Raw genomic sequence first — 14,155 nt, 5'->3', positions numbered from 1 at the left:
TATTATATTAGAATTATACTTCTTCTATCGTTGTGCTTCATAGGCTCTGAATAGTTTAGATAATAATTCAGGTGCCAAGCGCAATAGGTCTGGATTTTCACAGAAGGATACGCGTAATTGTGTTCTGCCTGGATTATCTTCACCTTTTTTACCGCTATAGAAACCATTGAGTGGAGCCATGAGGAGTGTGTATTCTTTACCATCATCAAGACTAATAGCACCGTATTCAGCACACCAAGAGGCAAATTCTACACCATCAAAGCCCGGTTTCGCTACCTTCCGTACGTCGATAACAAAGTAAATAGACGCTTCTGGACGAGATACGATGAAATCAGGTTCGACCGCTTTGAAACCTTCGTGAAGTTCAAAGATCATCTTACGGTAGTAATCGCGTTGTTGTTCATACCAGTTATGAAGCTCTGCATGGCTTTCATGAGCCAAAGCACCAAAGATATATTGACCTAATGTATTAGCACTAAGGTTCGCTGTATATTCGGCTACAGATTTTTCATAGCACAATTTGTTATCCGTAATGATGGCGCCAATGCGTAGGCCACAAGCGTTCCATACCTTACTAGCTGTTTCAAGGCTAATACGACGACCTTCAATACCAGGCACATCCTTATCTGTTAACGCCCAAATACTAGATGTTTCCTTACCTTTTTCGTAAGCCAATTCGCGATAGGCTTCGTCAGAGATAATCCACAAATTATGTTTAACACATAATTTTGTATATTCGATCAATGTTTCTTTACTGAATAATTGACCTGTAGGGTTATCGTAAGGAATGATGAGCAACGCACCTGGTTTTGTATCGATAATACGTTGTTCTACGGTTTCAACGGATGGCAATTCAAATTCGCCGTTTTCATTAAGTTGACGTTCCACAGTAACTGTTTTACGGCCGATTCGAAGACCTACCGCATCATAGTTTGTATAAGATGGGTTGAACATTAAAAGAGGGCGTTCCTCTTCCCCAGCACCGCCACATACGCCAAGCATGATAATTTCCATCGCCATAGATGCACCATCAGTTACGAGTACATTAAGGCCTGTTGTATCAAAACCTTGGCTGCGCAAAATGTGAAGGAATGCTTCGCGGCATTCATCGGTACCTGTCGTTGGTACATACGGTACAATGCCTGTATGGAACGGGCTATCCACACCGCCCAAATCGAACAACCGACGCTGCATGGCGGGATGCATAGGACGCATTACATTACCAATAGAACCATTCACCAAAATTGGTGGGTTCTTACGTTCCAAGAATTTAATTTGTCCTAGGCGAATGCCAGATGGCTTTCGAGCCATCATATACGGCGACAATTCTGGTTGTTTCATTGAGATCCAACTCCTCTAAAAAAGAAACTGCCTCAACAGGGAGGCTATATTAACTGTAAAAGTAACAAAACCACTACATACAGCCGCAGTTCTGTTCTTTACAAAGATAAAGTACTAATATATTGATATATATAGATACTTAATATTATAGTGCTTTTACTATAGAAAATCTATAGTTTTATAATACAGACTTATGTACATATGACTGACTTATCAATTAGTGAAAACCAGTCTCATAATATAACAAATATACCATGCATTATTAATGCAAAAATGAAAGAGCCCCTAAAGGCTCTTTCATAAGGTTTATTAAATTTAGAACTATTAGATAGTCACTTCAAGGCCTAAGCGGAAGTTACGACCTTGACCTGGCCACCAGTCACCAGGGTTACCCCAGCGAACGCTAGATTGTTCTGCATAGTATGTATCAAAGATATTGTTGATACGGCCAAATACAGTTACATTTTCGCGTACTCGGTAGTTAGCGCTGATGTCAGCCAACCAGTATGTTTTGCGAGGGAATACATTAGCAGCAGTACCAGGACGATCGATGACGCCGCGAATATCCAAGTGAGCATCCCATTTAGCATCGTTGTAGTCAAGACCAGCATTAACAGCATGTTTAGGCACATAACCATCGCGGTTAGCCTTGCGCGTTGGTGTTGCATCGATATGAGTATATGTATAGCCAAGACGGGCAGATAAATGATTAGTCAATTGTTTGCGTACGTCTGCATTGATGCCATACGCTTTTTCAGTATCGAAATTGCGATATTGGCCTGTGAAAGCTGCAGGATTTGTCATAACCCAACCGATTCTATCCTTCGTATGACGGCTGAAGAAGCTAAGGTTACTGTTCCAAGTTTTACCGAATTTATGGTGTACACCAAGGTCAAACTCACGACCTGTTTCAGGTTTCAAATCGCGGTTCCCGTTAAAACCATCGAACAATTGGTATGGTGTAGGAGCCAAGAAGTACTCTTTATACGCAGCATACACATTTGTTTTTGCATTTACATCATAGCCAAGGCTGATAGATGGAGATGTATGTGTACCGAAGGAAGAGTGATGGTCAATGCGGATACCAGGTGTTACAGTCCATTTAGGCGCAAATTTCCATTCATCTTGGATATAGTAAGATGCGTTTGTTAGTTTTACACCGCCCATGTTAACCACTTTATCTTGACGCCAATCGAAACCACCTACTACCGTATGGTCTTTAGCTTTGTATGTTACTTGATCACCGATACCGCGAGTTTTTACATCTGTTGGGTAATGATCATATTCTGTTTTATAGTGATTATTCATCACATAGAATTGATGGCTCCAACGATTGCTAATTTTGTTATTCCAAATAGCACGTAAGGAATCATTTGCTTCATGACCATAACGGATGTGGTTTAAAGCACCTAAATGGTCAGAGTACATTACATGTCCACGGTATGTATCGTAGGAAATTTTTACATCGTTTTTATCATTGATTTTATTACCTACCATGAAGGATGCATTATGGCTGTTACCATGTTGAGGAATACGTACACCATGGCCGTCTTTATAGGAACCGATGATATCTTTTTGTGCGCCTACACGCCAGTACCAATTATTTTTGCTACCTTCGTTGGTAATTGCGTATTGCTCTAAATCATTGCTACCGCCCATCACGCGTAACTTAGTTTGAACGCCTGGCTCAGGTTTTGCAGTGATCACGTTAACCACACCACCGATGGCACCGGAACCATACAATGTAGAACCTGCACCACGTTGTACTTCTACGCGGTCAATGCCAGACATATCTTTCAATATTGTCATTGGCGGATTCACACCAGCGGCCCCCATATTGATACCGTCTACCAAGTACAATACTTGGTCAGAACCATTGATACGAAATGCATTAGAATTTGTGTAACCTACGCCACCACCGTATGTATTGATATCTACGCCTGGTACGATATTCAAGGCTTCGTTCATTGTTGTAGCATGACGTTCACGGATATCGTCCCCTGTTACTACGCCTACGCTAGCTGGTACCTCTGAAAGTTGTTGTTCACTACGTGTTGCAGTAACAACAATGGTATGCGTTTCCTTCGCATCACCTGCATCAGCCGCTAATACTTGGGTTACACTCAATGTACTACCAAATACCAGGGCTAACCCTACATACATGGATAATCGTTTCATTTTGGATACTTTCATAAAAAACCTCCACACACATAAATCACATACTATATATATATTGTGTCATAGATACCATTGCACGGGTCATAAATTGGGAATAACTCATGATCTGTGCAGAATCTACGAGAAACACACGATGGTTAGCGATAGCTTTGACACCTTGAAGAGCAGGATCTGAATAAAGCTGATCTGCCGATGCAGGCTTATAGCCATCAGAAGTATAGGACGCTGATGGGATGATAATCACGTCGGGGTTCATGCGAATCAAATCCTCACGCGTCCCATTGTCATAGGCACCAAGACCCAATTCAGCAGCCGCATTAGTCACCTTCATATACTTACACATATCATCAAAGGTTGACCCCTTGCCACCATTTAGGCCAAATTGCGAGTAAAAAGCCACCACAGGACGAGGTCCTGTATGCTTATTGGCTAAATCCTCAACGGTTTTCAAGTCTGCATCCATGCTAGCAATCATGGATTCATCAGAGGCATGTAGGAGCTCTGCAATCTCATGAATAGTAGCTTTTGCTTCTTCAACCGTAGTTGGCGTCTTGTACACATACACTGGAATTTGCATATTTGGCATTTCTCCAATCGCGTCAGGAGACATCCAGTTTGGAATTAATACCAGATCAGGTTGTACAGATAATAAGGACTCTGCAGAGGCTTTCACATGTTTTTCTACCTTGCTAGCCGCATCAGGCACATTATTTGGCAATGTACCAATCGCTGCCACTCGACTTGGGTCCACCAAGGATAACACAATATCCTCCGTACTCGTTCCAATAGGCACGATACGCTTTGGCTCATTAGCCACCGTAACAACTGTGCCTGTCCCATCTGTAACTTGATGTGTGGTCCCCGTCGTGCCCGTCTGTGTAGGTCCACAACCGACCACTAGTAGTACCATCATGACGATGGTACAAATAATAGAAATTCTTTGCTTCATACTAACGACCTTCTATAACACCTTCTATGGAAATATATAACGACTGTAACTCTTGAATCATTTCTTGTGATGCATCCCAGTAACCACGTTGAGAGGCTTCTAGCAAGATTTCTGTAATACGTTGCAAAGCCCAAGGGTTTACTTGGCGCATCCAATCTTGTACTACTTTGTCTAAGGCGTACTTATTAGCATACCCTTCGTAGATCCAATCTGGTATAACATCACTCGTAGCATCCCATCCAAAGGTGTGGGAAACCACATTTGACATATCTGAAGCCCCTTTATATCCATGCTTCATCATGGCTTCGATAAATTTAGGATTCTGCGTTTCCCCTTGTACAACGCGACGAATTTCGTCACCTAAGGAGCGCATCACTACACGGCTGCGATCCGAGCTATCACCCACATAAGCCCGTGGTGCACTACCCTTTGCGGTACGCACCGCTGCAATGAGACCACCGTGATAGCTATAATAATCGTCGGCGCTCATAATGTGCGTTTCCCGATTATCTTCATTCTTAATAGTCACATCCATCGTAGTTAATCGGCGCTGGAACAGCCTCATATCCTGAGGAATGTCCTTATGTAAGTGAAAGCTACTCCACTGGCTGTACACTTGGGCAATGTCTTTGAAAGACTCCCAGTTTTTTCCTTCAATCAAGGCACCTACACCCGTGCCATAAGCTTGGGGCGGATCGCCAAAGATGCGGAGTCTAGCCTTTTTAGTAGCCAATAGAGGGTCCTCACCTTGTCCAACGAGCCAATCTACATCATCATGAATATGCTTTTTAACGTAGTTGTCTTCCAACGACTCATCTAATTCTGCCACCATTTCAACGGCTTTGTCGAGCCAGCCGATAGCAGTAGGCATCATATCTCGAATGAGGCCACTGATGCGGCCCATCACATCGATGCGAGGGCGCTGCAATTCCTCTAAAGGAATCACTTCTAAACCTGACACGCGACCGCCCGATTGCCATTTAGGCCGAATCCCTAGCAAGTATAGAAACTCACCTAAACATTGACCATGACTTCTAGAGTTACTTGTAGCCCATAGAATGATACCCACTGTCTCAGGATAGCGTTGCTCATTTAGAATATAATCAGCAATGACTTGATCTGCTAGCTCTATGCCTAATTGATAGGCGACCTTTGTAGGTAAAGCCCGTTCATCTAAACTATAGAAGTTACGTCCTGTAGACAGTACATCAACTTGACCACTCGAAGGTGCACCCCCAGGTCCAGGCTCTACATACTGCCCTTGTAGGGCTCTAGAAATAGAAACAAGCTCGTTCTTCGTAGCTCCTAACTTAGGAATATACTCTTGAACGATAGCCTTTGCCAACGGTTCTAACCGTTCAGATACGGAGTAATCTGGCGTATTGACTACATAGCTTACAAAGCTACGCAACTCATCCCATATGCGGTCGATAATAACACTGTATCGTGTACCATCCTTATCAGTTTCTCCAGTATGTTCCTCAACATAGGACCAATCGTAGCCCAGTTCCTCTGCTATAACAGCAAGGCCCGATGCCATCTCACCTTGAGGGTTTCGGATAATAGCTGTAATAAATTCTTCTAAGTCTATCCCCTCAGGTCCTTGGCCTAAGATATGCAAACCATTGCGCATCTGCATATGCTTTAAGTCACTCAGCTTTTCGTGAACCTCTGTAATCATATCACCTACTGCCATGGTGGCACTCCGGTCTTCTTCAATAAGATGACAGGAGATGGCTTTCTCCCTGATTACGTCCTCTATATCTGATACACTTTCACGGTGTTCTTGCTCAAAATGACTATGTTCATCGAGCAAGGCTTCTAGTTCTTCAAACTCATCGTAGAGACCCGCCGTCGTCATCGGCGGCGACAAGTGCCCCACTAAGCAGGCTGAACTACGCCGCTTCGCTTGAATACCTTCCCCTATAATGGTTGTCCAATAAGGATAAATATTAGGCAAGCTAGAAATACCAATTTCTGGATAGCAACTAGCACTGAGGCCAGCCCCCTTACCAGGTAACCATTCTAGAGACCCATGGGTACCGACATGAATGACCGCATCTGCTTCAAAGACAGTTCGTACCCAATGGTAAAAGGCTAGATATTGATGCGGAGGTGGTAAACAGGGATCATGGTAAATAGCAGATACATTTTCCCCAAAGCCACGAGGCGGCTGTACCGTAATCCATAAATTGCCATTGGAAAACCCAGGGATGATAACTTCATCATCATAAACGAATACATCCCCTGGAGCCTCGCCCCAAGACTTGACCATCGCCGCCTGCGTATCCTCTGGCAGTGTAGCAAAGTATGCTTTGTAATCATCGCTACTCATGCGGCCTTCTGCAGAGCCTAGTAATTCATCGGTGAGCATGGAACGGTCATTCGTCATATGAGAGGTCACCATATCCATCAAAGCTGCACTCGTTTCCGGTACACTATCGATTGAATATCCTTCCTCTTGCATTTGACGCAACAATCGTAGCACCGACTCAGGCGTATCAAGACCTGCAGCGGACCCAATGTTGGAATTCTTCGGCGGATAGTTATGCAATATAATGGCTACCCTTCGTTCCGATACTGGAATGTGACGCAGCTTAGACCACTTAATAGCACGCTGCACCACAGCACCGATGCGTTCTTTCACAGGCAAGTACATATAGTGGCCCTGCTCATCAAAGGTCTGACAAGCAACGACCCCACCGTGGATAACGCCATCTAGCTCAGGTTGTGAAATAGATAGGTTCACATCTAAAGGCGTCACACCTTGTGGATCTGCCGCCCAGGACTGTTCATCCATGTATATGGTGTAGCCTTGAACGATAGGAACACCCTGTAACTTTAACTCCTCCAAGGTTTGAGCCCCTAAGGACTGGAAGGAGAATTTACATGTGTTGATGAGCACATCAAAGGGAAATACATCCTTTCCAAAGAGATGGTTCATGGACAGCTTCATATTCGGAATACCTACGCGAGGATTCGAGCCATACTGTCCGTAAAAAATAATTGGGTTGTACTGATGTTTATAAATCTCTTCAAACAGGGCTTGCTGATACTCAATATCCCCCATGACCCACTCGTCACGGTAAAAATATACCGCTATGGATGGCCATTCGCGATGCCCTTCGGCCTCCATGAACTCATCATAGGTTTCGTAGATATTGCCTGCTCGTCCCATGATGGCCTGCCACGGAATATGATCTGGCTCCTCCCATTCAGAGACAGGTTTCGTGCTGAAAGCACCATTGATCAAGCGCACATAGTTCATGACACCACTAGTGCGGCGGTAACTTTCAAGACGAACTCGCTGTTCCTCATCTAAGTTACGATAGAGAATATCTGTTTTCTTAGGCTCTACCACATCGATCCAGTATTTAGGATGATGCGCATATAGCCACCGCTCCAGACGTTCCAAGAATGGTGAATCTAAGCCCACCCCCATATTCGTCACGAGAACTACATCAGCAGCGCGAAGGCGGCTTTCAAAATCCCCATCCCAGAGAGGCGGTTTTTTCATGTTGCAAACGTCTACCTCCCCTTGTAAAAGCTCTGGATAGGTAGCGACAGCCTTTTCTATATATTGGATTTGTTTTCCTAAATTAGAAATATACATGAGACGACTCATGATTTACCTCCGCGATACCCGCAAAATACGTTCTGCCGAAATAGTATCCATGGCATAATAACTGCCATTCATCAATTGACATAATTTCTTAGCTAATCCTAGCTTGATAAAGCCCGTTTCTGTGTCGATAACGATACAGTCTACCGGCAAGGTGCCTAAAATACGAGCCCATTGTTTGGCCTCTGCTACAGGTTCCTCTGAATCCCCCGACGTAGCACGACCATCGGTAATACAAATTATCTGTATACGCTCCGCTGAATGCTTGCGTAAGAGTCTATCACACATGGTATAGGCCGTACGTAAACCTTGCGCCAATGGCGTTTTACCTCCTGTTGGCAATGTTGCCAATAATCTCTCGGCCCGCTCTACACTGCGCGTGAAGGGTAATAATACCTCTGCAGATTCCTTGCGAAATGCAATGAGCCCCACTGAATCACGATGAATATAAGAATCTCGTAACAAGCTTAAAACAGCAGCCTTTGTGGCCTCCATACGATGGCGAGCTGACATGGAGCCACTAGCATCGACTACAAAAAGCTGGTAGGCACCGATCCGTTTTTCCCGTGCTTTTCGGCGGTAATCCTGGGGCTTCACCAGAATTGATAATCCCTTATCGTCTTGACGGCTCTCCTGCTGTAGCTGAGCAGATTGTTGTAGTTGTTTTACTTTAACAGCAATCCGCAACCGTTGATACGGCGCCGCTGCTCGTAATGTGTCTACTAAGGCCAAGTCCTCTAGAGCATGCTCGTCCTGATAAGCTCGAATCATGCGCCCCCTCGTATCCTTCGTTTTTGTCATGAGGCGGCGCCCTGAACCCTTGCGGTATTGTCTGTCCACCGTCTTAGATGATTCCAATTTCCACTGAAACATCTTATTTGCAATTTTAGCCACCATATCTGGCAATCCTAAAGCGGATATCCCGTCAGCCTCATTGCTATCAGCATTCAACGGATGATTCGGCCCCTGGGATATGGAGTCAGAGTCATTAGTATCACTTGATTCCTCTTGATCAGACCTACCAGAGTCTTCTTGGTCAGAGCTACTAGAATCTTCTTGATCAGACAGTTCATCCTCTGTCCCGTCCATATCGTTATTGCAATCTGCCGATTCACGTTGTTCCGATTGCACATCATCGGCGTCACTATCATTAGAATCCTTAGCGCTATCCGAATCAGCTGCCGTTATAGCATCATTGGAGTCATTCTGTTCTTGTTTATTATTATCAGCCATACAATCCCCTTGTGAGGATTCCGACTCAGAGTCATCATTACGCTTCATACGATGTGGTAGTACGTAGAGCACTGCCTGTTCAGCATGAAATGGTTTACAGTACGAACTGCCCTCAAGAACAGCGAGCGACTTCATGACTTGTAACAATATATATTCAGCCCCATGACCTACAGTTCTTGCTTGTAATGCGTAGGATATAGCCAGTGAAAGCATGGCATCAGGAACAGCTACAGCTTGAACACTCTTATTTGCTATGAGAGAACCTATATCCTCAGATGAAGGAATGTCTATTGACTTAGATTCCACCTCAGATGGCCCATCATCTAGGTTTGTTTGATTACCACCAAATGTGGATATATCAATACATTGAATTTCTTCTCTATGTTGTTGCAATACTACGATACGAGACTCTAGAGAAGGCGTCTCCATCGATACATGCACATCTACGAGTTCCCACTCCGCATCATCTAGGGTTTGATCCTCATGATTGATGGTCATGATCAGCAAGATTTGGCGACGCTTGGCCTCGACCAGTAGTGCATGTCGCACCTCTGGTGATAACACATGTCCATCATCGACAACCCAACAACGCGTGCTAGTGTCATCTAATAAACCGGAGGACATTACCATCTTGCCCTGTTCTAGAGAAGCCTCAAAATCGATAGACTCTTGTAACTGTGAGTTATCTACATAAACAGGTATTAAACGATAGGGAATTTGCCATTTCTCGAGGTACTGGCGAAGGATATAACTTTTACCAACACCAGTACCACCAGAAATAACAATGGTATGAATCTGGTCATTTACAAGGCCGATTTTGAGGGCCTCTTGTACAGATGTATCCATGGTTAGCCCTCGAGCACTGCAGTTACCACTGCATCAATGCGATCTTCATCATGACCTTGCTCTTCAAAGGGCAATCGACGCAAACGGTGTTTCAAGGCTAAGCGGGCAGCTACCTTGAGGTCTTCATCTATAATTTGATTGCGCCCCTGAAAGGCGGCATGAGCTCGAGCGGTGTGCATCATCGTAATATCTGGGCGATGACCATCAACGCCGACACCGATGCTGATGCTCGCAATCTTTAGCAATACATCATCTGAAGGGATGACGCTTGGCAATAATTGGCGGGCTTGTAACAAGCGTTCGTGTAATGCTAGTTCCAAATCTTTATAGGATGCGATAAAGCCTTTTGGGTCATCTCCAAAAGCAAGGCGACGCTTGATAACCTCCATACGCTGTGCTGGGTCATGCTCCCCATAAACCATAACGGATAAGCCGAAACGGTCTAACAATTGAGGTCTAAGATCTCCCTCTTCTGGATTCATCGTTCCTACAAGGATGAAACGAGATGGATGGGAATGACTCACCCCTTCACGCTCAACTGTATTGACGCCCATGGCTGCTACGTCGAGCAAAATATCTACAATATGATCATCTAATAGATTTACCTCATCTACATAGAGAATATTTTGATGTGCAGCATGTAAAATGCCTGGTTCAAAGGCTTTTACCCCCTCTTGTAAAGCCTTTTCCAAGTTAATAGATCCCACCACTCGGTCTTCCGTGGCATTGATAGGCAGTTCTACAACGGTCATGGCAGATGAGCCTATTTCCATAGGAGGTAACAGATTTGCCAACGCTCGTACAGCCGTCGATTTAGCAGTGCCCTTTTCACCTTCGATCAACACACCGCCAATGGATGGATTGATGGCATTGAGCAAAAGGGCCGATTTCATTTCATCTTGACCAACAATCGCAGTAAATGGATATAACATAAGGCTAACCTCACTCAGAATTGCAATGTAAACTGCCGACAGACATAATAAATTAGTAATTCATAGTAAATCAGTAATTCATAATAAGTTAGTAACTAAATTAGTAACTCATGAAAAATAAGTAATTCACAATCAGTTAGTAACACATGATGAGATGCTACGAACCAGCTGCTAAGTATCCATAATCCTATTTAACTATTTTAGATTAGGATCAAAAGATATGTCCGTACTCGCATTGGTTTGCTTGAACTCATCAATGCTTGTAGTGCCCTTAGGGAATACAAAGATACGCTGTTGTTTGAAGTACGGATCATCGTAAACCGCTGCAGATAGATGGAATGCAGCACGCAAGTTTTCTGCCGTCAGCACCTCTCTCGGCGTACCTACGTCAATGATATGACCATCGCTAACTAGGACGAGCTTGGTACAATATTTAGCAGCCAATTCTAAATCGTGAACAACGATTAGAATCGTTTTACCTTCGTCGCATAATCTACGACCTTCATGGAAGATATCATCGGCGTAAACTAAATCGAGAGCCGCTGTTGGTTCATCTAATAAGAGCACCTCTGTTTGTTGTGCCAACGCCTTTGCTAGGAATACCCGTTGACGCTCACCACCACTAAGGTTTTGTACAGATCGATTGCGCAGGTGATACACACCTACCTCTTTCATGGCCTTTTCTACGATAGCCTTATCGTCTGGGCCTTCTTGTTGCCACCATTTCAAATAAGGATAACGAGCTGTCATTACAATATCGATGGCTTCATAGTCAAAGGACACATTGACAGATTGCTGCATGTACGCCACATGATGAGCAATTTCCTTGTCGCTCAAAGAGGCGATACTTTTACCATCCCACAAAACCTGTCCCTCAGATATAGGATAAAGGCCACGCAAGGTTTTTAATAACGTCGTTTTACCAGAACCATTAGGCCCGATAATACCGACGAATTCACCACTATCAATAGAGAAGGACGCATCCTTTAGAATCGGGTTTTCCCCTAATGTAACGGATAAAGATTGAACATCTAATTTCATTAGGCCCCTCCTTTACTGCGCAAGCGATGAAGTAAATATAAGAAATACGGTGCCCCTAAGAGAGCCGTCATAATACCTACGCGAATTTCTACTGGTTGTGCTACGACACGTCCTAAGGTATCGCAGAATACGAGGAATAGCGCACCACCAATGGCGGCCATAGGCAATAATATGCGATGATCTGGTCCTACTAAGAGACGTACAATATGTGGCACCACAAGCCCTACGAATCCGATAGAACCGCTGACGCATACAGCGGTAGCAGTAATGACGGATGATAAGAATAGGAATAACATGCGATACACCATTACAGGCACACCTAGAGCGCGCGCCTCTGTGTCGCCGAGAACGAGTACATTTAAATGGCGCCCAAGCATCATTAAAATAACACTGCCTGTCATGATAGGTCCAACCGCCAATAGAACATGGTCCCAACGACGGAAATCGAGGCCCCCTACCATCCAGAATAGGAATTCGCGCAAACGATATTCATTGATCATCGTCAAGATACCGGAGGTAAAAGCCCCTAATAACATGCTCACAGCTACGCCTGCTAACAATAAGGTTGTCGTATCTAGCTTGTTATTACGCAAAGTCAAAAGAATGGTAATACCAACTGATACAAAGGCCCCTACGAAAGCAAAGGCAGGCATATAAAACATCCCTAGGGATGTAAAGCCGAGCGCAATAGCAATAACGGCACCAAGCGATGCACCTGCAGATACGCCCATAATACCTGGATCCGCTAGTGGGTTTGAGAACACCCCTTGCATAACCGCACCAGCGAGTGCCAAGGCACCACCTACGAGTAAACCTATGATAAGGCGTGGCATACGGATAAACCACAATACCGCCTCTTGTTCAGCTGTAATAGGCTCTGTGAAGTGTACAGGTATTCCCATACCATTTAAAATGCTTTGTATGCCCCCACCGATAGGAATCATAATCGTTCCTAGGTGTAGTGCCAATAGACTCACAATACACAGCAATACCCCAATTATGGCAATTGCCATGATACGTTGTTTCTGTTTAGTCATGAGAATTCCTTTCTAACTGAGGATACACAGTATGCATAATGGCTAGCATGGCTTCACCAATATGCTGATTCATTGTATATAGGTATGCTGCTGGCAAGGGTTTAACTCTGTTTTCCCGTACAGCTGACAAATTCTGAAATGCGGGATTATCTAAATATCGACTGGCTAATGTCTTATCCATTCCCTTATAGGAGGGAATAAAAATATAATCTGGTTCCATCGCTATGACCCGTTCATCCCCAAAGGGCGTCCGTGGCGGTAATCCTAAAAGATCAGGTGCATTGTAGATACTCATATACTTACACATATCATCAAACAAACTACCTGTTCCTGTATAACCATCCATGGAGGATACAAAGAGTACACTTTTACGCTGTTCTACAGGAATAGAGGCCCCTAGCCGTTTCATCTCATCTAATTCACGACGAATCTTCTGGGTATACAATTGACCCTTTTCATCCTCCCCAACCACATGCGCAATATCCGTTATATTATGAATGACTTCCTCTACCGTAGACGGTGTCGGTACTACAACAGTAGGTATACCCATGTGGCGCAAACCGTCAATAACATCTGCACTCGTGTAATCTGGAGCGATGACGAGATCTGGTTTCAAGGCTATAACTTTCTCCAATGGATAGGAACCCAACACCGGTTTTACGAGTTTAGCTCGCTTTGCTTCCAAGGAATACTCCTCATAGGTAGATAATTTATTAATACCCACCAGGCGATTGGGCTCTATAAGTCCTAATAAAATCGTATCTGCTGCGGAAGATAATGCTAAAACACGCTCTGGATGCTCAGGAACACCTACGCTGACACCATCATAGCTTTCAACATAACGCATAGGACTTGTGACGGATTCTCTAGGTTGAAAACCACAACCTGCTATACATATACAAAGAAGTATCATCAAGCATATGAGGAGATTGGTCTTCTTATTCATGGTGATACTCCTTGTATTGTTCTACGAAAA

Annotated in this window: 8 protein-coding genes and 1 pseudogene; all 9 read right to left on the bottom strand. The window is 44.1% G+C overall.

What is annotated here, in order from left to right:
- Positions 1-24 precede the first annotated feature (24 nt).
- Positions 25-1,341 (bottom strand): pyridoxal phosphate-dependent aminotransferase, encoded by a 1,317-nt coding sequence (locus ACSV5T_RS04610; protein WP_438320395.1) that lies wholly within the window; start codon positions 1,339-1,341, stop codon positions 25-27.
- A gap of 324 nt (positions 1,342-1,665) precedes the next feature.
- Positions 1,666-3,534: a TonB-dependent receptor plug domain-containing protein gene (locus ACSV5T_RS04605; protein WP_156719327.1), complete on the bottom strand. Its 1,869-nt coding sequence runs from the start codon at positions 3,532-3,534 to the stop codon at positions 1,666-1,668.
- A 22-nt stretch (positions 3,535-3,556) separates the two neighbouring features.
- Complete coding sequence (locus ACSV5T_RS04600) at positions 3,557-4,468, bottom strand: ABC transporter substrate-binding protein (RefSeq protein ID WP_438320394.1); 912 nt, start codon at positions 4,466-4,468, stop codon at positions 3,557-3,559.
- A gap of 1 nt (position 4,469) precedes the next feature.
- The gene (cobN, locus tag ACSV5T_RS04595) at positions 4,470-8,093 is read right to left on the bottom strand and encodes a cobaltochelatase subunit CobN (RefSeq protein ID WP_438320393.1); all 3,624 of its coding nucleotides are present in this window, start codon (positions 8,091-8,093) and stop codon (positions 4,470-4,472) included.
- A gap of 3 nt (positions 8,094-8,096) precedes the next feature.
- The gene (locus tag ACSV5T_RS04590; RefSeq protein ID WP_438320392.1) at positions 8,097-10,169 is read right to left on the bottom strand and encodes a VWA domain-containing protein; all 2,073 of its coding nucleotides are present in this window, start codon (positions 10,167-10,169) and stop codon (positions 8,097-8,099) included.
- Between the two features lie 2 nt (positions 10,170-10,171).
- A complete protein-coding gene (locus tag ACSV5T_RS04585; protein ID WP_438320391.1) occupies positions 10,172-11,101 on the bottom strand; it encodes an ATP-binding protein in 930 nt (309 codons plus the stop codon).
- A gap of 195 nt (positions 11,102-11,296) precedes the next feature.
- Positions 11,297-12,082 (bottom strand): annotated as a pseudogene (locus ACSV5T_RS04580) (ABC transporter ATP-binding protein); the annotation flags it as partial.
- Between the two features lie 59 nt (positions 12,083-12,141).
- Positions 12,142-13,179, bottom strand: a complete 1,038-nt coding sequence (locus tag ACSV5T_RS04575; protein WP_024065065.1) for a FecCD family ABC transporter permease — start codon at positions 13,177-13,179, stop codon at positions 12,142-12,144.
- The gene (locus ACSV5T_RS04570) at positions 13,172-14,125 is read right to left on the bottom strand and encodes an ABC transporter substrate-binding protein (RefSeq protein WP_024065064.1); all 954 of its coding nucleotides are present in this window, start codon (positions 14,123-14,125) and stop codon (positions 13,172-13,174) included. The genes ACSV5T_RS04575 and ACSV5T_RS04570 overlap by 8 nt, the downstream gene beginning before the upstream one ends.
- Positions 14,126-14,155 lie beyond the last annotated feature (30 nt).

This window comes from Veillonella sp. ZSJB6 (assembly GCF_051549505.1).
GTDB lineage: Bacteria > Bacillota > Negativicutes > Veillonellales > Veillonellaceae > Veillonella.
This window is presented reverse-complemented; position numbering and strand designations above follow the sequence as displayed.

What these genes read in the sequence shown, in the direction of transcription:
- ACSV5T_RS04590 (WP_438320392.1), bottom strand. Translation starts at nt 10,169, where the DNA reads ATGGATACATCTGTACAAGAGGCCCTCAAAATCGGCCTTGTAAATGAC.
- ACSV5T_RS04610 (WP_438320395.1), bottom strand. Translation starts at nt 1,341, where the DNA reads ATGAAACAACCAGAATTGTCGCCGTATATGATGGCTCGAAAGCCATCT.
- ACSV5T_RS04570 (WP_024065064.1), bottom strand. Translation starts at nt 14,125, where the DNA reads ATGAATAAGAAGACCAATCTCCTCATATGCTTGATGATACTTCTTTGT.
- ACSV5T_RS04575 (WP_024065065.1), bottom strand. Translation starts at nt 13,179, where the DNA reads ATGACTAAACAGAAACAACGTATCATGGCAATTGCCATAATTGGGGTA.
- ACSV5T_RS04605 (WP_156719327.1), bottom strand. Translation starts at nt 3,534, where the DNA reads ATGAAAGTATCCAAAATGAAACGATTATCCATGTATGTAGGGTTAGCC.
- cobN (WP_438320393.1), bottom strand. Translation starts at nt 8,093, where the DNA reads ATGAGTCGTCTCATGTATATTTCTAATTTAGGAAAACAAATCCAATAT.
- ACSV5T_RS04600 (WP_438320394.1), bottom strand. Translation starts at nt 4,468, where the DNA reads ATGAAGCAAAGAATTTCTATTATTTGTACCATCGTCATGATGGTACTA.
- ACSV5T_RS04585 (WP_438320391.1), bottom strand. Translation starts at nt 11,101, where the DNA reads ATGTTATATCCATTTACTGCGATTGTTGGTCAAGATGAAATGAAATCG.